This is a genomic window from Hyphomicrobium methylovorum (assembly GCF_013626205.1).
In the GTDB taxonomy this organism is placed as follows: Bacteria; Pseudomonadota; Alphaproteobacteria; order Rhizobiales; family Hyphomicrobiaceae; genus Hyphomicrobium_B; species Hyphomicrobium_B methylovorum.
Window position 1 is genome coordinate 1,679,184 of record NZ_QHJE01000001.1, and the last position, 21,470, is coordinate 1,700,653.

At 60.5% G+C, this 21,470-nt stretch carries 21 protein-coding genes; 7 read left to right on the forward strand and 14 right to left on the reverse strand.

Features of this window, described 5'->3' with window-relative positions:
- Positions 1–150 precede the first annotated feature (150 nt).
- The 12 genes from rplS to hrcA form a co-directional block, all read right to left on the reverse strand.
- Positions 151–840: a 50S ribosomal protein L19 gene (gene rplS, locus DLM45_RS08240; RefSeq protein ID WP_181336672.1), complete on the reverse strand. Its 690-nt coding sequence runs from the start codon at positions 838–840 to the stop codon at positions 151–153.
- A 171-nt stretch (positions 841–1,011) separates the two neighbouring features.
- Positions 1,012–3,279, reverse strand: coding sequence for an alpha/beta fold hydrolase (locus tag DLM45_RS08245; RefSeq protein ID WP_181336673.1), 2,268 nt, complete (start codon positions 3,277–3,279; stop codon positions 1,012–1,014).
- 117 nt (positions 3,280–3,396) lie between these two features.
- The gene (locus tag DLM45_RS08250; RefSeq protein ID WP_181336674.1) at positions 3,397–5,010 is read right to left on the reverse strand and encodes a L,D-transpeptidase scaffold domain-containing protein; all 1,614 of its coding nucleotides are present in this window, start codon (positions 5,008–5,010) and stop codon (positions 3,397–3,399) included.
- A gap of 118 nt (positions 5,011–5,128) precedes the next feature.
- Positions 5,129–5,860, reverse strand: a complete 732-nt coding sequence (gene trmD, locus DLM45_RS08255; protein WP_181336675.1) for a tRNA (guanosine(37)-N1)-methyltransferase TrmD — start codon at positions 5,858–5,860, stop codon at positions 5,129–5,131.
- Positions 5,861–5,916: 56 nt separating this feature from the next.
- Positions 5,917–6,204: a DUF1330 domain-containing protein gene (locus DLM45_RS08260; protein ID WP_181336676.1), complete on the reverse strand. Its 288-nt coding sequence runs from the start codon at positions 6,202–6,204 to the stop codon at positions 5,917–5,919.
- 113 nt (positions 6,205–6,317) lie between these two features.
- Positions 6,318–7,325 (reverse strand): L,D-transpeptidase family protein, encoded by a 1,008-nt coding sequence (locus DLM45_RS08265; protein ID WP_181336677.1) that lies wholly within the window; start codon positions 7,323–7,325, stop codon positions 6,318–6,320.
- Positions 7,326–7,493: 168 nt separating this feature from the next.
- Positions 7,494–8,189, reverse strand: coding sequence for an orotidine-5'-phosphate decarboxylase (gene pyrF, locus DLM45_RS08270; RefSeq protein WP_181336678.1), 696 nt, complete (start codon positions 8,187–8,189; stop codon positions 7,494–7,496).
- A gap of 12 nt (positions 8,190–8,201) precedes the next feature.
- Positions 8,202–8,801, reverse strand: a complete 600-nt coding sequence (locus DLM45_RS08275; RefSeq protein ID WP_181336679.1) for an NADPH-dependent FMN reductase — start codon at positions 8,799–8,801, stop codon at positions 8,202–8,204.
- 140 nt (positions 8,802–8,941) lie between these two features.
- Positions 8,942–10,096, reverse strand: a complete 1,155-nt coding sequence (dnaJ, locus tag DLM45_RS08280; protein ID WP_181336680.1) for a molecular chaperone DnaJ — start codon at positions 10,094–10,096, stop codon at positions 8,942–8,944.
- Positions 10,097–10,251: 155 nt separating this feature from the next.
- A complete protein-coding gene (gene dnaK / locus DLM45_RS08285) occupies positions 10,252–12,177 on the reverse strand; it encodes a molecular chaperone DnaK (RefSeq protein ID WP_181336681.1) in 1,926 nt (641 codons plus the stop codon).
- 409 nt (positions 12,178–12,586) lie between these two features.
- Positions 12,587–13,228 carry a nucleotide exchange factor GrpE gene (grpE, locus tag DLM45_RS08290; protein ID WP_181336682.1) on the reverse strand — a complete coding sequence of 214 codons (642 nt, stop codon included), beginning with the start codon at positions 13,226–13,228 and terminating at the stop codon, positions 12,587–12,589.
- Between the two features lie 127 nt (positions 13,229–13,355).
- Complete coding sequence (hrcA, locus tag DLM45_RS08295) at positions 13,356–14,447, reverse strand: heat-inducible transcriptional repressor HrcA (RefSeq protein WP_425485202.1); 1,092 nt, start codon at positions 14,445–14,447, stop codon at positions 13,356–13,358.
- Positions 14,448–14,571: 124 nt separating this feature from the next.
- On the opposite strand from hrcA, the gene rph reads away from it, so the two are divergent.
- The 7 genes from rph (at position 14,572) to DLM45_RS08330 (ending at position 20,138) form a co-directional block, all read left to right on the forward strand.
- Positions 14,572–15,285, forward strand: a complete 714-nt coding sequence (gene rph / locus DLM45_RS08300) for a ribonuclease PH (RefSeq protein ID WP_181336683.1) — start codon at positions 14,572–14,574, stop codon at positions 15,283–15,285.
- 30 nt (positions 15,286–15,315) lie between these two features.
- Entirely contained in the window at positions 15,316–15,741 is a 426-nt protein-coding gene (locus tag DLM45_RS08305; protein WP_181336684.1) for an anthrone oxygenase family protein, read from the forward strand.
- Entirely contained in the window at positions 15,741–16,622 is an 882-nt protein-coding gene (rdgB, locus tag DLM45_RS08310; protein ID WP_181336685.1) for an RdgB/HAM1 family non-canonical purine NTP pyrophosphatase, read from the forward strand. Before DLM45_RS08305 ends, rdgB begins: the two co-directional genes overlap by 1 nt.
- A gap of 11 nt (positions 16,623–16,633) precedes the next feature.
- A complete protein-coding gene (gene hemW / locus DLM45_RS08315) occupies positions 16,634–17,938 on the forward strand; it encodes a radical SAM family heme chaperone HemW (RefSeq protein ID WP_343062263.1) in 1,305 nt (434 codons plus the stop codon).
- A gap of 11 nt (positions 17,939–17,949) precedes the next feature.
- A complete protein-coding gene (locus DLM45_RS08320) occupies positions 17,950–18,531 on the forward strand; it encodes a YqaA family protein (protein WP_181336687.1) in 582 nt (193 codons plus the stop codon).
- A gap of 31 nt (positions 18,532–18,562) precedes the next feature.
- Positions 18,563–19,072, forward strand: a complete 510-nt coding sequence (locus DLM45_RS08325; RefSeq protein WP_246317235.1) for a disulfide bond formation protein B — start codon at positions 18,563–18,565, stop codon at positions 19,070–19,072.
- 847 nt (positions 19,073–19,919) lie between these two features.
- Positions 19,920–20,138, forward strand: a complete 219-nt coding sequence (locus tag DLM45_RS08330; RefSeq protein ID WP_181336689.1) for a hypothetical protein — start codon at positions 19,920–19,922, stop codon at positions 20,136–20,138.
- Positions 20,139–20,160: 22 nt separating this feature from the next.
- Here the strand turns inward: DLM45_RS08330 and DLM45_RS08335 are convergent, their stop codons facing one another.
- Positions 20,161–20,721, reverse strand: coding sequence for an HNH endonuclease (locus tag DLM45_RS08335; RefSeq protein WP_181336690.1), 561 nt, complete (start codon positions 20,719–20,721; stop codon positions 20,161–20,163).
- Positions 20,722–20,845: 124 nt separating this feature from the next.
- Positions 20,846–21,463, reverse strand: coding sequence for a DNA-3-methyladenine glycosylase family protein (locus DLM45_RS08340; RefSeq protein WP_181336691.1), 618 nt, complete (start codon positions 21,461–21,463; stop codon positions 20,846–20,848).
- Positions 21,464–21,470 lie beyond the last annotated feature (7 nt).

The window sequence follows — 21,470 nt, forward strand, 5'->3', positions numbered from 1 at the left end:
CGAGGCGCGTTGCGCGTGAAGTTTACGGACGGCGGCTGTAGGGCCGCCGTTCTCATATGTGGCGGGCGTTGAGATAGCGGCAAAAAGAAAAGCGCCGGACGATTGCCCGGCGCTTATCAAATTCAGTTGCGAAGATCGCGCGAGGCGAGATCAGGCCTGCGGCTCTTCTGCCGGGACTTCGCCTGCCGTAAGTTCGGCGACGAGGCGCTGTGCCTGTCCAACCCAGTCCTGCTTCTCGATGGCGCCCTTGAGGTTCAACGACTCGTCGAGGTTCGAGATATCTTCGTCCGAGAGGTTCGCGATCTGCTCGACCTTGTAGCAGTTGAGGTGCTTCAAGCGGGTCTGCAGATCGACGTCGATCCCCTTGATCTGCGTCAGGTCATCCGGCTCGCCCTTCGGCTTCTTGAAGCCCTTCCAAGCGGCGTTCAGGCGGCGAGCGCGAGCGTCCGTACGTTCGAAAATACGGGCGGCTTTGCCGCGACGGCCACGGAGGTAATAGAGCTTCGCGCGGCGAACTTTGCCGCGGCGGAGAACTTCAATTTCAGAGATGTAGGGCGAGTAGACGGGGAATACGCGCTCGACGCCTTCGCCGTAAGAAATTTTGCGGACCGTGAAATTCTCGTTGATGCCGCTGCCGGAGCGCGCGATCACGACGCCTTCGTAGGCCTGGAAGCGAACGGTGGGCCCTTTCGCCGCGCCCTTCTTCTTGTCCTTCGGGTCGTCGGTCTCGACAACCTTGACCATGACCTTGACGGTGTCGCCGGGGCCGAATTCGGGAATGCCGCGCTTCGCGAGCACCGCGTCCATCTGCTCGCGTTCGATCTCTTGGATGATATTCATCTTGTTGATTCCATTACGTTTTTTGATGACGCAGAGGAGCGGCCTGGCGCTATGCGCCGGATCCGTTCATGCAGGCCACACGGGCCACCCGGTTTAGGGGAATGCTTGTTGGGCTGCGTGATAGCCGAAGATCCCGCGTTTGTCGAGCGGCTGACGGCGCCGCACGGCAATTCAGCGAGCGTTCTGAGCGAGCAGCTTTTGGCAGGTTCCCCTGTATACGCCACGGTCGGCTGTATCTGTGATGCGCTCGGTATCGAATTCGTAAATGTAGGCGCTCTTGCCCAGCCAACGCGGCAGTTTTTTCGTTTGGGCCTGGTCGAGCACGAACCGGCAGATGTCGGTCGCTTGCTCCTTGGAGAACACCGATCGGACCTGGCCGGATTTCAGCTTCAGTCCGAATGACAGGCCGAGTTGGGGGTTGTCGGCGCGGCCCGGCCGGATAACGCCAATCACGGGATGATCCTCGTAGGCGACGCGGTTTTGGATGTCTTTCCGATCTTGCATGATCTTTGGGGCCTGACCGGCCGTTGCCAGGATGATTTCGAAACGATCCTGAGAGGCGGCGGGACGGTACAGTCCGGTCCAGACGGCCTCTTCGCCTTGCGACAGCGTAAGTTCGCGCGGGTCTGCGTGACGATAGGAGACGTAGTCGTCACGCTTCAGCACTTCGGTGCGAAGCAACGTCTGCTTATCGAAGATGCGCAGTTCGACCTCGATGTTTTCGTGTCCGTCCTGCCCGCCGGAGAAGCCGAGGTTCTCAACGGCAAATGCGAGCTTGAGGCCATCGGCGCCCGAAAAGAGCGTCTCGTTTGAAAACGGCGGCCAGCCATCAAAGTGCAGCGGGATGCCGTTGACGCGGACGCCATAGGTGAAGTGCGTCGCGTGTTCGACCCCCTTGAGCGGCAGGGTCTTTATGCCGAATTCCGTGTAGCCGGCGCGCAGCTCGGCCGGCACTTTCTGGATCGTATCGAGAGAGGGCACCATCCACTGGCGGCCCGACGTCTCTTGCTCCGCCGACGCGGGATGCGGTTCTGCGTGCGCCGGAGTGATGAAGCCGGTCGAGAAGTTTAAGCCCGCTCGCTCATTGCACGCTTCGGCCATTCCGGCGTTTGGTGCAACGGAGCACGTCTGCCCTTCAACGCAGCGAAGCGCGGCGGTTCGTTCGTTCGATTTGCTGCGCGAGCGCTTGAAGCAGAGCGATGTTGCGTCGGCCGCGTTCTCCGTCAGGAAGCTGCCGCCCGATATCGGCGCGGCGCGGAAGCGCGCTTGGAAGATTTCGCCGCTGCACGGGAATGGCGGGCTCGGCGCGTATTCGTGCAATCCGGATTGGGGATCGCGCATCACGGCGACGTTTGTCGTTCCAATCAGCTTGCGCCCATCTTGATCCAACCGCTCGACGCTGATGACGGGCAGATAATTCGCCAGCGCTGCTGCTTGTCCGTCCTGCACTTTGTTCGATGCCTGTGCGACGGCGAGGTCAAGCTGCACTTTGAAGTAGGGCGGAGCCGCGCACTCGGGCGCCGTAGCGCTCTGAACCTGCTCGTACAGGTTGACCAATTGCAGGTGTGCGTCGCTATTCTGGCCTTCGGGCTTGGCGATCGAGGAATGGTCGGAGTCCGGGATCAGAGCTTCGTTTGGAAAATATCGCGACGCGGATTGGCGCGGGACGATCTTGTCGTCGACGAAGTAATTCGCGAGCCGCTTGTACCACGACGCCGTTGCCGGGCTGTTCGGATCGAAGGCGAAATGTTCAACCAGCTCTTTGCCTGTCAGGCTCGGAATTTTGCGGTTGTTCAGAAGATCGCGAAAGTCGAGATCGAGGCCGCGCAGGTACGTACTATTCGGCTGCAACTGATCGATGAGCGCACCACCGCTGACGGTCGGCATGTACTCGGCCAATCGCGCGTAAGCGGAGCCGCCCGTTGGCGACGCGACGAGCAGGAGGCCGACGCGCTTTTCCTTGAACGCTTCCGTGTGGCGAACCAGCAGATCGCGCACGACGACGCCGCCAAGGCTGTGCGCGACGAAAATGATGTTCTTCTGGTCGAGTACGGGCGCGTTGCCGTCTATCGGCGTCGATAAGCCTGAGAAGAGTTCGTTTGAAGCTTCGCGGACACCGAAATCCTTTGTGTCGAGCTTGCTGTAAAAGCCGCCGAGAAATATCGCGGCGCCGCCGAGACGTTTATCGTCGACGGCTATCTGCGGCCAGAATGCTTTTGGCGGATCTGTTGGTGCTGCGCCTTCGCGAAGCCACGCTTCGCGGCTGTTTGAAAAGAGACCGTGAACGAAAACGATCGTCGTGTCGGACGACGAATGGCAGTACCAGATGTTCTTCTGCTCAGGCGTGGGAAGCTTGCTCATATCGCAAGCGAGCGCCGCTGTGGACGTGAAGAGCGTTGCGAGAATCGCTGCAATGATGAGGTTGAACCTGTCGATCATTGCGCCCCCTTCGCGTCAGCAAGACGCGTCACCAATTGCCGTACTCAGAGGGCGCTAAAATAATCGGGCGTCACTCGTGTGACAAGCTTCGTGGGCGGATTGTCGTTGGATGGTGTTCTAAAAGCCCAACGCGTTGCCGATAATGTCGCCCACCGTCGCTTCTTTGCGGGCTGTACGCGATGGGCGGTTCTGTCCGCGTGAGCGAGCGACGGCTGACGGGCTGAAGTTTGGTTCGACGGCCGCGAGGTGGTTTCGGCCTTTTCTGATTTTATCCCATTCGCCGTCGAGCGCTTGCGTTATGCGCTTTTCGTGACCGTAGATGTCGGGAAACATTTTCAGCTTGCCGTCGTCCGTCACCCAGGTCGTGAAGTAGACGAGGTGAATTGGGATTTCCTTGGTGATCGGAATCTCGTTGTTCAGCGGGCCGGAGCGGTCGAGCTGCGCAATTTTGGCGGTATCCCAGCCTTTATCTTCAGCCAGCACCATCTCTGCGAGTTCCATCGGTTTTTGAACGCGCAGACAGCCGTGGCTGAGAGTTCGCACCGAAGAGCGGAACATCCATTTGTCCGGCGTGTCGTGCATATAGATCGTGTGCTGGCTCGGGAACGTGAACTTGACGTGTCCGAGAACGCTCTTCGCGCCCGGCGGTTGGATCACGTCGTAATTGCGAATGTCTGACGTGGCCCAATCGATGCTGCGCCAATCAACCCGGCGGCCGCTTTTCGTTTGAATTTCGAGACCGTACTGCCGCATCAGTCCGCCGCCTTTCAGCAGGCTTGGCCAAAGCTCTTTGACCATGATGCTTTCCGGAACTCTCCACGCTGGTCGCAGCACAACGTACTTCAAGGGCCGCGAGAATATCGTCGATTGCTTGTCGAGTTCACCGGCAACGATCTTCGCCGAGCGCACGATTTTTCCGTCCTTATAGACGTACTGCATGAATTCGGGGATGTTGTTCAGGACGTAGAAGTCGCCCATGTTGAGCCACATCCAGCGCCACATCTCCATGTTTGCGCGCAGTCGCTTGGCTTTCGCGCTCAAGGATGCGGGCTTTCCGTCCTTCGGCAGCAGCTCCAGATAGGCTTGGCGCAATTTTTCGAACTGTGGCTGTTGCGGCTGAAGGCTGCGCAGATATGCGTCGGGCTCGCGCGTTTCGGCCAACGCATTTATGACGATCTTTGGTTCGATCCATTGCGGGCGCCGATCGAGGTTGGAATTCAATTGCTCGGATGGATCGGGGATGCGGCCGCCGCGGGCGTGGCGCGCGTAAAGTAGGGCGGCCGTCGAGTATTCCAGTTCTGCGGTCGCAAGCGCGTCGGTGTCGGTTGCGGTCAGCGCACCGTTTTCGAGTTTGGGAAGTTTGAAGGCGTCAGCGTCGAGTGCGTATGACCCGGCATTTTCGATTTCGGCGATGAGCGGTTTGGCTTCGGGTTTCAATCCGGCGGCGGTGACCCAAAGGGCTTCGCCATGGCGCGCGGCATAGAAATCTGCCAGCGCCGCACGATCATTTCTTTCGTACTCGTCGCCGTCCTTGGTCGCGTCGTTCAGTTTTAGCCGGATGGCTGTCAGAACCGGATCGTCGGAGATTGCGGAGGACTCGGTGGTTGCGGTTGGCGCTGCCGTTTCGGCGGGTGTCGGCGGTGCAGTCTCACTTGGCTCTGCGGCCAAGGTCGATTGCGCCATTGCCAGCCCGGCCAAGGCACCGACCAGAATTCGTGTCCAAGTCCCCATCACCCTGTCCCGATCGTCACGCGCACCGGCCGAGCACCGTCGGCCGCGAATCTTCCCCGCGGGCGACAATCTGCCTAGGAAATCCCGGCCATGCAAAGGCGAAGGCGGATTTGGGGCTTCAGGAGCCTTTTTGGTCGTTGCGATGCAACAGGTCGGGACGCCGGTCGCGCGTCAGGCGTTCGGCCTCGCGGTCGCGCCACTCCGCGATTTTCTTGTGATCGCCGGAAAGCAGCACGTCCGGGATGGAGCGGCCCTCCCAGATGCGGGGCTTGGTGTACTGAGGGTATTCGAGAAGGCCAGTCTCGAAGCTTTCGCTGGTCAGGCTTTCGGCCGCGCCGATGACTCCCGGCAGCAGGCGGACGCAGGCTTCAATCAGCACCATCGCCGCGACTTCACCGCCCGCGAGTACGTAATCTCCGATCGAAATCTCTTTCAGCCCACGCGCACCGATGACGCGGTCGTCGATGCCTTCGAAGCGCCCGGCGAGCAGGGTAACGCCCGGGCCTGCCGACAAGTCGCGTGCGAGACTTTGCGTCAGGGGCGTTCCGCGCGGAGAAAGGTAGATCAGCGGAGCATCAGGTGAGTGTGTTTGCGCGTGGTCGAGCGCGGGGCCCAGCACGTCAGCCCGGAGCACCATTCCGGCGCCGCCGCCCGCGGGGGTATCATCAACCTGACGATGCTTGCCCAAGCCGAAGTCGCGGATCTGGATCGTGTCGAGCGACCAGATGCCTGCGGCTTGTGCCTGTCCAGCGAGTGAAATGCCAAGCGGCCCCGGAAACATTTCGGGGAATAACGTCAGCACTTGCGCACGCCATGCCGGTCGTCCGTCACTCGTCGGAATATGCGGCATGGCGCTTTCTGTCGTTTATCGATGAGGTGCGCGAGCCGCTCGGGCCGCGCGGATAATCAGACGCCTTCGACGACGACGATGTCGATCGAACCGGCACCCTGGCGGAGCGCTTTCGCGGCGGCGTATTCAGGTGACGTGGCGTAGCCGTGGGCGTGTTCGTAGCTCGGGAATTCGAGGACGACGTTGCGTTCGACGCCGTTGCCTTCGACGATGGCGCAGCGGCCGCCGCGGATGATCGGCTTGCCCTCATACTTGTCGAGCGCGATCTTGGACTTGGCGACGTATTCCGACCACTTCTGCGGGTCGGTGACGGTCGCGTGCGCGATGACATATCCCTTCGGCATTTTTCTTCTTCTCTCTCAATCAGTGTTTTCTGAGAGGAGGCATAGCCGGAGCAGGGCGGCTTCGGCAAGGCAAGGCCCGCCAACATCCTGAAGGGAGCGGCAATTCGCGAACGTCAGCGATTGAGGAAAGGCTGCATCGAGCCAAGGTTTGCGTCCGGATTGCGGACGGGTTTGCGCTCTGTGGCGGCGGTCTTGGTTTCCGAGGCGCCCAGCATCATGGAACCGGTGAAGAAGCTCGCCAAGCTCGAGCTTGCCTGCGCCTGCTTCAGCTTTTGACCCTGAGCCTGCAGGCGGGGATCGGAGGTGACCAACCGCTTCGACATGCGCGGGGAGAGCGGCGCGACGCGGCGGCCGATCAGCGTCGGGCAGGCCGCATTCGGGTCCATGCCGACGTGCGTGATCGCATTCACGACATAGCGCTTGCTGCACATGCCGATCTTGGGTGGTTCGCGGCTTGTCGAGAAGTCGTCGTAGGCCTGTTTCAGCGGTCCCCAGGTGGAGCGCGCGGAATTGTCGGCGTGGCGCTTCATGTTGGCGGCCGTCATGCGAAACGGAAAGACGTGGACGGGCACGAACGACTCGCCGGCTGCGAACGCGTCGCGAACGAAGGCGTAAATCTCTTCGATCAGTTTGTCCGACATCGCGAAGCATCCGACGCTGCGGCAATCGCCGTGCACCATGATATAATTGCCTGTGCGGCCGAGCGAGCGATCGAGCGCGTTTGGATAGCCGATGTTGAAGGCAAGGTGATATTTGCTGTCTGGCTTCAGGCCAGCAGGCGTGACGCCGTAGAAGCCTTCTGGCGACATGCTATCGCCGCGCACCTGCTTCGGGCCAAGCGTGCCGCCCCAATTGCAAATCGGGAATGTCTTGATGAGCGCGTAGCGGCCGTTGGGGCGCGCCTTCCAGACTTCGAGTTCGGATTCTTCTTTGAACACGCGAATGTAAATCGGCGCTTCGGGGACGATGTCCTTCATCAGGAGCGCAGCTTCGACGGATGCGGGAAGCGGCTTTTCGGCAGCGCTCTCTTCGGCGCGCGCATGTCCGGACACGGTGAGGGCAGCGAAAATGAAAAGAACCGTAGCGAGCCAACTTGCCCGCCTGGCCGAATGCCAACGCATCTTACCGTGAACCCCGCCGTATCGTGCCCCTGGGCTGTCCAGCGCGAGATTAGCCGCCAGACAGTTACGCCAGAGTAAAAGCCGAGTATGGGCAGCCCGCGGCCGGAGCTAGGCGAGGATGTGGCAAGGCTATGATCGGGCTGAGGATTTCGCGGATGGGTTGGCCGGTCAAGCGGCGGCGATGTGCTTCAGGAAGGCCTGGGCCGCGGCTTTGGGGTTAGCCGCTTTGTTGATGGGGCGGCCAACGACGAGGTGGTTCGCACCGCCACGGAGGGCCGTTTCTGGTGTTGCGGGACGGCTTTGATCGCCCGTTTCGTTTTCGGGCAGCCGGATGCCAGGCGTCACGATCAGAAAATCGGGGCCTGTCTCGGCGCGGACGGCGGCAGCTTCCTGGCCCGACGCGATCACCCCATCGAACCCAGCGTTCTTCGCCATTTGCGCGCGACGAATGACCAGCGCGCCCGGAGTAAGCGACAGTCCCTGCTCGTCGAGATCGTTCTGGTCCAGGCTTGTTAGAACGGTGACGGCGAGAAGTTTCAGATTGGAGGTGCCGCGTCCACGCACAGCGGCTTCGAGCGTTTTCGTATCGTGTCCGTGGACCGTGAGGAAATCGATGCCAAGCCGCGCGGCCGACGCGACGGCGTGCTCCACGGTGTTGCCGATGTCGAGCAGCTTCATGTCCAGGAAGACGCGCTTGCCCTCGTGTTTCAGTTCGCGCGCCAGCGTGAGGCCGTCTGAGAACAGCAACTCCAAGCCGATTTTGTAGAAGCTGACCGTGTCGCCGAGCTTGTTCACGAGGTCGCGCGCTGCGTCATAGGTCGGCAGGTCGAGCGCGACGATGAGTTTGTCACTGGCGCGGGTCATTGCGTCCCTCGCTCAAATTGCGAACACGCGTGCGGCGTGTTCGAGCTTTTTGACGACGGCCTGAAGCTGCTGCTCCTGATCGTGGTTCTTGAGATTGCCGTCGTTGTCGAAGGCGTCTGCCGCGCGCGGGAGAAGAAACTGGTTCGGCAGCACCAATGCGCCGATCCCGAGTTCGAGGACCTGACGAAACTGCATCAGCCCGCGCAGCCCCGCCGTTCCTCCGGGGGATGCTGCCGCCAGCGCGAAGACGCGGTCGCGGTAGACAGCCAAGGGTTCTTCGCCCTCGTCGCGGATGCGACTGACCCAGTCGATTGTGTTCTTAAGCAGCGGCGCGAACGAGGCGTTGTACTCAGGGCTGACAATCATGATGCCCTGGTGCGCGCACATCAGATCTTTCAGCTTGCGGGCGTTTTCGGGCTGGCCTGACTGTGCTTCGAGATCACCGTCGTAGAACGGCATCGGATAGTCGGCTAGGTCGATGAATGTCGAGGAGAAGCCCAAGCCGTTGGCCATCGATGCGGCCAGCTTCGCAACCCGCTTGTTGAATGAATTCTTGCGGATGCTTCCCGCAAAGAAAAGGAGCCGCGGCGCGCGTTCGTCTTGAGCTGACATGCGAGAATGATCCAAGGCGGGGGGAATGACGAATAGGCCAAGCCTAGCGTTTCAGCGCTTTTTGGCAAGCGAGGCCATAGATCCGTGTCGGCGGGCGCGATGTCTAGCGGGCCACGGCTTAGACCTGAGACCCGCCCGATTTAGCTGCTCTTGCCTTCGAAGAATTCCTTCACGCGCGAAAAGAAACCGGCGCTTTCGGGGCTCGTTTCCTTGTGGCTGGCGCGTTCGAATTCTTCGAGAAGCTCGCGCTGGCGGCGTGTGAGGTTTTTCGGCGTTTCCACATCGACCTCGATGTACATGTCGCCCGTCACCTTCGCGCGGAGCACAGGCATACCCTTTCCACGCAGCCGGAACTGTTTGTGGCTCTCGGTGCCTTCCGGAATTTTGACGCGTGTCGTGCGGCCTTCCAGCGTCGGCACGTCGATCTGTCCGCCGAGCGCTGCCGTCGTCATCGAGATCGGCACCTTGCAAAAGATGTCGGCCCCATCGCGCTGGAAGAATTCGTGCGGCTTGATCGAGAGGAAAATGTAGAGATCACCGGCGGTGCCGCCGCGCAGACCGGCTTCGCCTTCGCCAGCCAAACGAATCCGCGTTCCGTCTTCAACGCCGGGCGGAATGTTGACCGAGAGGGTGCGTTCCTTCTGGACACGTCCTGAGCCGCTGCAATCCGCGCAGGGATCGTCAATCGTTTCGCCGCGACCCTGGCAGGCCGGGCACGTGCGCTCAATGGTGAAGAAGCCTTGGCTGGCGCGGACTTTGCCCATGCCGCCGCAGGTGGCGCAGGCGTGCGCCTTCGTACCCGGCTTGGCGCCGGTGCCACTGCAGGTTTCGCATTTGACGCTGGCCGGGACGCGGATTTGCGCCGTCTTGCCGGTGAAGGCTTCGGTCAGTGTGATTTCGAGATTGTAGCGGAGGTCGGCACCGGCTTCACGGCCCGTGCGGCTGCGGCCAGCTTGACCTCGGCGGCCACCCATGAACTCGCCGAAGAGGTCGTCGAAGATGTCCGACATCGAGGAGGCGAAATCGGGTCCGAAGCCGCCTGGTCCGCCGCGACCGGGGCCCATGCCGCCTTCGAATGCAGCGTGACCGAATTGATCGTAAGCGGCTCGCTTCTGCGGATCCTTCAGCGCTTCGTAGGCCTCGTTGGCCTCCTTGAAGCGGCGTTCGGCCTCCTTATCGCCCGCGTTGCGATCCGGATGGAATTCCTTGGCGAGAGTCCGATATGCGGATTTGATCTCAGGCTCTGTGGCGTTCCGCTTTATGCCGAGAGTTTCGTAATAATCGCGCTTGGCCATGGGGCGCTGTTCTCAAGACCTATGTTCAGGTTTGTGCCGGAAGAACGGTCGCTGCTGTTGAGTACGCCCGGACATTTATGGAGTTCGCCTCCGGCTGACCGCGGTTTCAAGAAACCAGGCGGCCGACCGAAGGCGATTCGTTATGCAATCGACTCTTAAGCCGATTTCTTCTTGTCGTCTTTGACTTCTTCGAAATCTGCGTCGACGACGTCTTCACCGTCAGCGGATTTCTCCGACGAGGCTTCGGCGCCATCGAAACCTTCCGCACCGCCCTTGGCAGTGTAGACGGCTTCGCCGATCTTCATTGCGATCTGGGTCAACGCGGTGGTGGCCGAACGAATGGCCTCCGCATCTTCACCTTCGATCGCAGTCTTGGCTGCGGCGATGGCGCTTTCGACGTCACCCTTGATCGCGGCGACTGCCGGGATCGAATCGTTTTCGGCGAGCGACTTCTCGGTGCCGTGGATCAGCGCTTCCGTCTGGTTGCGCAGTTCGACGACCTCACGCCGCTTCTTGTCTTCGGCGGCGTGTGCCTCTGCATCCTTGACCATCTTATCAATGTCAGCGTCGGACAGACCGCCCGATGCCTGGATGCGGATCGACTGTTCCTTGCCGGTTGCCTTGTCCTTCGCCGAAACGTGAACGATGCCGTTCGCGTCGATGTCGAAGGTGACTTCGATCTGCGGGACACCGCGGGGCGCCGGGGGAATACCGAGCAGGTCGAACTGACCGAGGACCTTATTGTCCGCTGCCATTTCGCGCTCGCCCTGGAAGACGCGGATCGTCACGGCGTTCTGGCCGTCTTCAGCGGTCGAGAACGTCTGGCTCTTCTTGGTCGGGATCGTCGTGTTGCGGTCGATAAGACGCGTGAACACGCCGCCCAGCGTTTCGATGCCGAGCGACAGCGGCGTCACGTCGAGAAGCAGAACGTCCTTGACCTCGCCCTTCAGAACGCCGCCCTGGATCGCGGCGCCGACGGCGACGACTTCATCCGGGTTGACGCCCTTGTGGGGCTCTTTGCCGAAGAGCTGCTTGACGACTTCCTGCACCTTGGGCATGCGCGTCATGCCGCCGACGAGAACGACTTCGTCGATCTCGGCAGCCTTGAGACCAGCGTCTTTCAACGCCTTTTCGCACGGACCTTTGGTGCGGTTGATGAGCGTGTCGACGAGGCTTTCGAGCTTGGCGCGCGTGAGCTTCATCGTCAGATGCTTCGGACCTGAAGCGTCAGCCGTGATGAAGGGCAGGTTGATTTCGGTCTGCGAGGCGCTGGAAAGCTCAATCTTGGCTTTTTCGGCCGCTTCTTTCAGGCGCTGAAGTGCAAGCTTGTCAGAGCGAAGGTCGATGCCCTGCTCTTTCTTGAACTCGTCGGCGAGGTAGCCGACCAGCGTCATGTCGAAGTCTTCGCCGCCGAGATGCGTGTCGCCGTTGGTCGACTTCACCTCGAAGACGCCGTCGCCGATTTCGAGGATCGACACGTCGAACGTGCCGCCGCCGAGGTCGTAGACCGCGATCGTGCGAGCGTCTTTTTTCTTGTCGAGGCCGTAGGCGAGGGCTGCTGCCGTCGGCTCGTTGATGATGCGGAGAACTTCAAGGCCTGCGATCCGGCCCGCGTCCTTCGTTGCCTGACGCTGCGCGTCATTGAAGTATGCCGGGACGGTGATGACAGCCTGCGTGACCTTCTCGCCAAGCTTGGCTTCGGCGCTTTCCTTCATCTTCTGAAGAATGAAAGCGGAAATCTGCTGCGGAGAATACTGCTTGCCGTGGCTTTCGACCCAAGCGTCGCCGTTCGCTCCCTTGACGATGTGGAACGGGACGAGCTTCACGTCCTTCTGGACATCCGGATCGTCAAAGCGGCGGCCGATCAAGCGCTTGATGGCAAACAGCGTGTTCGTCGGATTCGTGACCGCCTGGCGCTTGGCCGGCAGGCCGACAAGACGTTCATCGTCGGCTGTGAACGCAACGATAGACGGCGTCGTGTTGGCGCCTTCCGCGTTCTCCAGAACCTTCGGTTTGCCGCCCTCCATCACAGCGACGCACGAATTGGTCGTGCCGAGGTCGATACCGATTACTTTACCCATTCGCGTAAACCCTTCTCAGTTATGGCAGACCGGGTGGACCCTGTTCGGCATCCAACGTGCCAGCCCACGAGGGGCTCAAGCACCGGTCCCCAGGATTTCAATTGGTGTGACCGACGGTTATATAAGGAGCTGTTTTCGGCGTGCAACGCCTGCCGAGGCTCGAAGCAGTCAACTTTGAAGCTACTCTGTTGCGCGGCGTTAATACAATCTCCTCCTGGCGAATTCTTGCGAATTGCCCAAATTCTTCCGGCGTTAGGCTAGCGCCGATTGTGCTTGGAATGGAAGGAATGTTTCGCGCGGAGCACTGTCCGCGCCTTCGCCAGTGATGGCGTCGCAGCGGCGTGTCGGCGCGCTTTTTCCCCTCTTTCCCCTCGTCTCGCCCATTTAGCCAGAGTGCCGAAAGAAAGTGTTAAGCTCCCGGCGGTTCGTTCTCGGAACTGCCGCCGCGGGGTGCTTCCTCTGGCTTTTGCCCCTTCGGGCCACCCTTTGACACGACGACCATCGCCGGGCGGAGGCAGCGGTCTTCGATCAGATATCCGACCTGGAAAACCTGTAGGACGGTGCCAGCGGGGACGGTGGCGTCCTCCTGTTCCATGACCGCCTGATGTTGGTGGGGATCGAAAGGCTTAGAGACGGGATCGATGGCCTCGATGCCGTTGCGTTCGAGCACGCCGCGATAGTCTCGCTCGGTCAGAATGACGCCGTCGAGCAGCGTCTTAAGTGCGGGATCTGCTTCGACAGCCTCTTTCGGTACGGCTGCTATCGCGCGCTGGATGTTGTCGCCAACCGACAGAATTTCCTTCGCAAACTTCGTGATGGCGTACTTCGCGGTATCCTGGCGCTCTTTGTCCAGGCGGCGGCGCACGTTCTCTGTCTCGGCGACGGCACGCAGATAGAGGTCGTGCTTTGCCGTGACTTCCGTCGCTTTGTTTTCGAGATCGGATTGAAGCGCGGCGATCATCGCCTTGAGCTGCTCTACCGTCACCTCACCGTTCTCGGTCTCGGACGCCGGAGGCAAAGAGTCTTCGATGGGCTGCTTGTCGTCGCTCATAGTGTTTCGCTTGGCCTGCATGTTGAAGGAGCCCGAGCCGGGATACGGGCGGGTGCTGGGATATCGGCCGCCAGATATTAAAAATCAAGTCGCTTCAAGGCAGCGATGGCGTGGGGCCGGGGGTACGTCATGGTATCAGCCGGCTCACAAGTTTGGCGGTGTAGTCCACCATCGGGATGATCCTGGCATAGTTGAGGCGCGTCGGCCCGATGACGCCGAGCACGCCGACGACGTGGCGGGTTTCGTCGCGGAATGGCGCGACGATGAGCGACGAGCCGGAAAGCGAAAAGAGCTTATTTTCCGAGCCTATAAAGATGCGTACGCCCTCGGCCCGGTCGGATGCGCCGAGCAGTTGCACGATGTCGCGTTTGGCCTCGAAGGCGTCGAACAGTTGACGGATGCGTTCCAGATCTTCGGTGGCCGTCACATCCTTCAGCAGGTTGCTTTGTCCACGGACGATCAGGCTCTTCCGGTCGTCGGAAACGCCCGACCATTCGGCAAGGCCCGCTTTGATCACCTTCTGCGTCAGTTGATCCAGTTCGGCCTTTGCGGCCGTCAGCGACTTTTCGAGTTCGTCCTTGGCTTCGGAAATGGTCAATCCGCGCACGTGCGCGTTCAAATAGTTCGACGCTTCCTGCAACGCGGAGGGCGGAAGGCCGTTCGGCAGCGAGATAATGCGGTTCTCGACGTTCTGGTCTTCGTCGACCAAGACAACGAGCCCACGTCCCGGTTCCAACGCCACGAATTCGATATGGCGCAGGCGCGCGACCTGTTTCTCAGCGAGAACGATGCCGGCGCAATGCGACAGGCCGGAGATCAGTTCGCCGGCTTCCGCCAGCAGTTGATCGACGGATTTGTCGCGGCGGTAGGCGATCTGCGCTTCGATTTGGCGGCGTTCTTCTTGGGTGACGTCTCCGACCTCAAGCAGGCCGTCGACGAACAGGCGCAGGCCGAGCTGGGTAGGCAGCCGTCCGGCGGAGGTGTGTGGTGAGGTGATGAGGCCAAGTTGCTCGAGATCCGACATCACGTTGCGAATCGAGGCCGGGGAAAGCGCTATCGGCAGCGCCCGCGACAAGTTGCGTGAGCCGACGGGTTCGCCCGTTGTCAAATAGCTCTCGACGATGCGACGGAGGATCGTCCGCGACCGTTCGTTAAGCTTCTGCAACTCGGTTTTGCCGTCGAGCAGTGTCGCGGCCAGGGCTTGTTCGTCCAGTTTCACGCGCAAAAATCTATGAATGCTGGCGGCTTGCACCAAATCGCCTTGCCGGGTTTCCGGCTTTAGGGTTGAAGGGCGCAAGCGACTTCTCTAGCTTCGATTGAACCTTAGAACCTTCAGGAACAAAATGCGACCTTCTAAACGCAAGCCCGATGAGCTGCGCCGTGTTTCTATTGAGCGCGCCGTTTCCAAACATGCCGAGGGCTCTTGCCTGATTAAGTTCGGTGATACCCACGTCCTTTGCACTGCCAGCCTCGAAGAGCGTTTGCCGCCGTGGCTCAAGGGCCAGGGCCGTGGCTGGGTAACGGCCGAGTACGCGATGCTGCCGCGTTCCACGCATGAGCGCTCGCGGCGCGAGGTTACAAGCGGGCATCCGTCCGGCAGGACGCAGGAAATTCAGCGGCTGGTCGGGCGTGCGCTGCGCGCCGTCGTCGATCTGCCGAAGCTCGGCGAGCGACAGATTACCGTCGACTGCGATGTGATCCAGGCTGACGGCGGCACACGCACGGCGTCCATCACGGGCGCTTGGGTTGCTCTTTACGATTGCATCCAATGGATGAAAATGCGCGACATGGTGAAGGACGGCGTGCTGCGTGATCACATCGCCGCCGTCTCTTGCGGGATCTACAAGGGCGAGCCGGTGCTCGACCTCGATTACGCGGAAGACAGCAATGCGGATGCCGATTCCAATTTCGTTATGACCGGCACGGGCGGAATCGTCGAAATCCAGGGAACGGCCGAGACGACGCCGTTCTCGGAGGAACGGTTCGGGCAACTGCTGGGGCTTGCGAAAAAAGGCATCGGCGAATTGGTTGAACTGCAAAAGCTGACTGTTGGTTAGCCCTGTTGGTCAGCACTGGTTCGGTGACGGATGTTTGGACCCTTTGCACTCGTTGCTGCCGCGCTCTTTGCGGGCGCGGCAATTTACGTGAGCGTGTCTGAGCATCCCGCGCGGCTTAGTCTGGATGATCGTTCGGCCGTCGATGAGTTCAATACGAGCTATCCTCCCGCGGCGTTGATGCAGGCATCGTTGGCGCTGATCGGAACGGTGCTCGGCGTGCTCGAATGGATGATGACGGGACGCGTGATCTGGCTGCTGGGCGCGCTCATCCTCTTCGCAAACGTGCCCTACACGTTCGTCTCAATCATGCCGACGAACAACGCACTCAAGGCGCGCGGCGGCGAAGGGGCTAACTTCGAGACCCGCGAGATGCTTGAGCGTTGGGGCAGGCTTCACGCCGTGCGCAGTCTGCTTGGCGCCGTGGCTGTCGTTATTTTTCTTTGGGCGTCTATCTAATGGCAAAACTTGCGGCTGGCACGCGTCTGGTGGTGGCGAGCCACAACCCTGGCAAGGTCTGGGAGATCCGGCAGCTTCTCGCGCCTTATGGGCTCGATGCCATTTCGGCTGGTGATCTTGATCTTGCCGAACCGGAAGAGACCGCAACGACATTCGTAGGCAATGCGCAATTGAAGGCGGTGGCCGCTGCCGAAGGGTCTGGCCTTCCGGCGCTTGCGGACGATTCCGGTCTTGAAGTCAAATGCCTGGACGGTGCGCCGGGGATTTACTCGGCGCGTTGGGCGGGGCCGGGCAAAGACTTCGGCGTGGCGATGAAAAAGGTGGCGGACGAGATCACCGCGCGTAACGGCTGGGAAACGCCACCGCGTGCGAATTTCATTTCGGTGCTCTGTCTTGCGTGGCCTTCCGGCGAAACACGCGTGTTTGAAGGCCGAGTGTTCGGGCATCTGGTTTGGCCACCGCGCGGTGGAAACGGTTTCGGTTACGATCCGATGTTCGTTGCCGATGGTGCTTCGGATACCTTTGGCGAGATGGAGCCCGCGGCCAAATATGCGATCTCGCATCGCACGCGCGCCTTCGCTCAGTTCAAATCGGAGATGCTGGATCAGATCGCGCCAAACGAAAGTGCATCTGGCGCATCAGAAGGCGACCGGGACGCATTCTTTGCGGCGGCGGCAAGCCTTTCGACGCGGCCAGAGCTTGCGGCGTTCGTTGCGCGGTTGCGTGGCGATCTCGCGGATCACGGACGAGACTGGGGAAATGCAACCCTTGAAGACTTTCTCGAAAGTCTTTCTCGCGAACTCTCGGTAGATGCGAAAAGCGACGGACCGGCATGGCGGCAAGTCGCGCACGCGCTGCTTGCGGCCAGCGCGAAGCGTTAGGAGCTAAACCTGTGTTCGGCGTTTACGTGCATTGGCCGTTTTGTGCGCAGAAATGCCCGTACTGCGACTTCAACAGCCATGTTCGATTTGGCGGCTGGGACGAGGCGCAATTTCTTGCCGCCTACAAGCGCGAGATCGATTGGGTGGCCGAGTCGATCGGACCACGGCGCGTTACAAGCATTTTCTTTGGCGGTGGCACGCCCTCATTGATGCAACCGCAAACGACGGCGGCGATCCTGGAGCACATCGGCAAGCGTTGGTCGATTGCGGATGATGCGGAAATTACGCTCGAGGCCAATCCCGGCAGCGTTGAGGCGGAGCGGTTTCGCGGGTTTCGCGCCGCGGGTGTCAATCGCGTGTCGGTTGGCGTGCAGTCGCTTCGTGATGACGAATTGCGCAAGCTGGGACGCATTCACAGCGTTGCCGAAGCCAAGGTCGCACTCGACGTTGCGCGGCAAACGTTCTCGCGGTTTTCGTTCGATCTGATCTACGCCCGCCCTGGTCAGACAACTGATGCTTGGCGTGCCGAGCTTACCGAAGCGCTGGCGCTCGCGGGCGATCATCTCTCGCTCTATCAGCTGACGATCGAACCCGACACGCCTTACGCCGCGCTCCACGCGAAGGGACGGCTCGTCATTCCAGACGACGATGCTGCCCGCGCGCTTTACGAGATCACCGACGAGTTGACCGCTGCGAAAGGCTTCGCCGCGTACGAGGTTTCGAACTACGCGCGGCCCGGCTCTGAAAGCCGTCATAACCTGCTCTATTGGCGATATGGTGAGTATGCGGGCGTGGGGCCCGGCGCGCACGGCCGCATCGTTGTTGACGGCGTGCGAACGGCGACCGTGACGGAACGCAATCCGGAAGCGTGGGCGGCGCGCGTTGCGGCGGACGGGCATGGCATCGTCGAACGGACGACGCTTTCGCGCGAGGAGCAGGCCGATGAAATGCTGCTCATGGGATTGCGCCTCAGCGAGGGCGTCGATCTCGGTCGGCTCGCTGCGTTGGGAGGTGTGCGGCCGGATGCTCAAAGCATCGATGCGTTGCTCGGGCTCGGTTTGCTGGAGCGTGTCGGGGTGGCTGCTCAGAATGGCAGAGACACTTCGGATGCGGACAGAACCGGCTTTGAGGAGATACGTGCCTGCGCCGGGCCAGGGCTTGCTCCCGATGTTTTCGGAGAGCGAAGTTCGGTGTTGTCTGGAGACGTGCTGCGCGCCACGCGTTCGGGGCGGCTGGTTCTGAATGCGGTCGTGGCGGAGTTGGCGCGGACACTGGGCCCTATCGCGTCCATGGACAACACAGCGGCCGACCGCTAAGCACGGTCGCCATGCTGAAGAAGCTCTACGACTGGACGATGCGGGCCGCCGCAGACAAGAAGGCGCCCGCCGCACTTGCCGGCGTGTCGTTTGCCGAAAGCTCGTTTTTTCCCATCCCGCCCGACGTGATGCTGATCCCGATGGTGCTCAGTCGACGGGAGAAGGCGTGGTGGTACGCGACGATCGCGACCGTTGCGTCCGTGATTGGGGGCGTCTTCGGCTACGCGATCGGCTATTTTCTCTACGACAGCGTCGGCCTGCCCGTCTTGCGGTTCTACGGCAAAGAGAACGCGCTCGATGGGTTCACTCAGTTCGTTCATGACTACGGTGTCGCGGCGGTGATCATCAAAGGCATGACGCCGATCCCCTACAAGGTCGTGACCATTGCGGCCGGGGTTGGCCATATGGACCTGCTGTCCTTCATCGGTGCGAGCATTGTGGCGCGGGCGATGCGGTTTTACATCGTTGCCGGTCTGCTCTATTTCGCGGGCGAGCCCATCCGGGCCTTCATCGAAAAGCGGCTGACGCTGGTCATGACGGCGTTCGTGGTGCTTCTCGTCGGCGGGTTCGTTGCGGTGAGCTATATCTTCTAAGCGGAGTTTGCGTATGGGTCCTGGCGGTACAATGGGACGCGGTTCGGATTACCGGTTCGGTGCAGCGGCACTGTTCATCACCACGGGCGTGATCCTGGCGGCGCTGGGGTTCCAGTATATCGGCGGCTATGTGCCGTGCATGCTGTGTCTTTGGGAGCGGTATGCGTACTATCTCGCAATTCCGTTGCTTTTCATTGCCTTGGCGCTGACGTCCGGGGGCAATCGCGGGGTGGCGGCGGCGCTGTTTTATGTCGTTGCGCTGGCGTTCTTGGCGAACGCTATTCTTGCCGGGTACCACGCGGGCGCCGAATGGAAGTTCTGGCCCGGTCCGGCGGCGTGCGGCGGTGGGGAATCGCTCACAACGTCTGCCGGCAATCTGCTGAACGATCTCCAGTCCATCCGAGTTATGCGCTGCGATGAGGCGTCACTCCGCGTTGCCGGACTGTCGTTTGCAGGCTGGAACGTTGTCGTGTCGTTATTTCTGGCGCTGCTGTGCTGGCGCGCGGGTGCGGAAGCCGTTCGGCAACGACGCGCAGGCTAGGATTTTGGCGTCAGCCGATTTTCCACAACTGCCATTTCCGAAAAAACGTTGAAATCGTTGCCCTGTCGAGACTGTCAATCGAAATTCATCGAGCAGACAGAATCGCGCCTTCCAGTTGCCCGAATGTGACGGCTATTCTTGCTTCGTTCGCGGACACGAAGCCCAATCGGCTCCGGTCCAAGCGTGGAGGGAGTTGGTTTGGTGGCGTCGGAGTTTGTGTGTTCGAGTTCGCTTTCGGCCCTTTCTACCTTCCGCGACGGCCCGTTGTCCGTTCGCACTCCGTCTTTGAGTAAGCGTAGCGTTGTTGCGTTTCGTATGCGTCGGTTGCGTAGCGTTGAGTATGTGTACGGACAGACGCCGAAAGATGCCTTGTCCGGAATTTTCCACAAATCCAGGCGAACCGTCTCGACAAGAAAGTCGATGCGTATGTCCCGGCGGTTCGCCCGCACTCCCGACGTAGCTGCAGCTATCGAGGCGCTCGGCGGGACGAATGGAGAGAGTTCGGATTGGCAATCCGTTGGCGATGCCGCCAAGGCCGTCTTGTTGAAGGCCTTGCACGAGAAACGACTCTAGGCCGGGCGCCGTAGCGCGTTGGCTTGGAATGTAAGTGTAGCGTTCCTGTGTGTATCGCCGTTCGAGGCGAACGACCTACTAGATTGGAAAGCGGCCAGCTTTCCCAAGAGCTGGCAGACACACGGAGCGTGATTAGAGTTAGCCCTCAATCCAGACATCATGTGACAAGGTCTCGCGTAATGATGTCATAGCGCTCTGTGTGTCTGCCTCACGTTTGGGAACGTGATTGCGTTCCGGAAGTTCCAAGAGATAGTCAATTTAAGCGGAGCTGTTCATGACCCCCTCGGTTCCCGACCACATCAATCCGATCCAATGGCAGCAGGCAGTCGCCGTCAGCCGACAGGAATGTGCGCGGATCTTCAAAGACGGCGGTAGCGCGCAGGATGCGCTCACGGCTTTCCGGCTGGAGGCTGCGGGTTCGATCTCATGGCAGCGCGCCGTTGATCTGATCGCGGCGGAGATATGCTCGCACCCGATGCGACGCGCAGCGTAGGATTGGCGCGGCGCGATCTTTCCTAGGGCTCCAGCTCGGTGTCCCAGTAGAGATAGTCCATCCAGCTTTCGTGCAGATAGTTGGGCGGAAACAGCCGGCCGTTCCTGTGCAGTTCAAATACGGTCGGCCGATACGGCTCATGGGCGGGAAACATGCCAGCGACACGCGGCATCATTCCGCCCTTTCTCAAATTGCACGGTGCACACGCCGTAACGACGTTGTCCCAGCGGGTTTGGCCGCCGCGTGAGCGCGGGATGAGATGATCGAACGTCAAATCGCTTTTGTCGCCGCAATACTGGCAAGAGAAGCGATCGCGCAGAAAAACATTGAACCGCGTGAAGGCAGGATAGAGCGCGGGCTTCACATATGTTTTCAGGGATACGACGCTCGGCAGCCTGAGTTCGAACGAGGGGCTGCGGACGTACGTCTCATATTCGGAGACGATGTTGACCCGGTCGAGGAAGACCGCTTTGACCGTGTCCTGCCAGCTCCAAAGCGACAAAGGATAGTAGCTGAGCGGCCGGAAGTCGGCGTTCAGAACTAAAGCCGGACAATTATCCGGGACTGTCGCATGTGCATTCACGGTATCGCAGCCTCGTGGATTTTAGACCCTCGAATCGCGTCTGTGGTCATTCAAGTCGCCGGGATACTAGCGGCGCATATCAATTCTGTGAAGCATCAGCAGAATTCTCGCCAAACCGTCGGTTTTACGGCTCCGCCCGAGGCTTAGGCGCGCGCGTAAAAGGAGAATCTTTCGTTTTTTTCAGAAGTGCGGTGCGCGCGTGGGCGTAGTCTGCCCACAGCAAATGCGCGGCAACTGCGCGCGCCGGGCGCCAGCGTTCGGCTATCCGCTCCATGTCTTTCGTGGTCGGGCGGCTCTTGAGGCGCAGGTGATGTTGAACGACGAGCTGCAATGCGAGGTCACCGCAGGCAAACGCATCGCGGCGAGCGAGTGCGAACATCAAATAGATGTCGGCGGTCCACGGCCCGATACCGTGCACCGAGGTCAGTCGCGAGACGATGGTGGCATCGTCCGCGTTGTCGAGCGAAACGAGATCGAGGCCGTCGTCAACGATGGCGCGCGATAATGCTCTGAGCGTGCGGAGCTTGCCTGCGGACAGTCCAATGCCTTGGAAGTCTGCGTCGGTGCGCGCGAGAAGTGTTTCGGGTTGAAGCGGTAAAAGTGAACTCTCAAAACGCGACCAGATCGCCGCAGCGCTTTGAATAGAAAGTTGCTGACCAATGATGATCCGAGATAATCCGGCAAATCCTAAGGGAAACTTTCGTTGAGGCGGCAGCCCTGTGCGCTCCAGAATCAACGCCATGATTTTG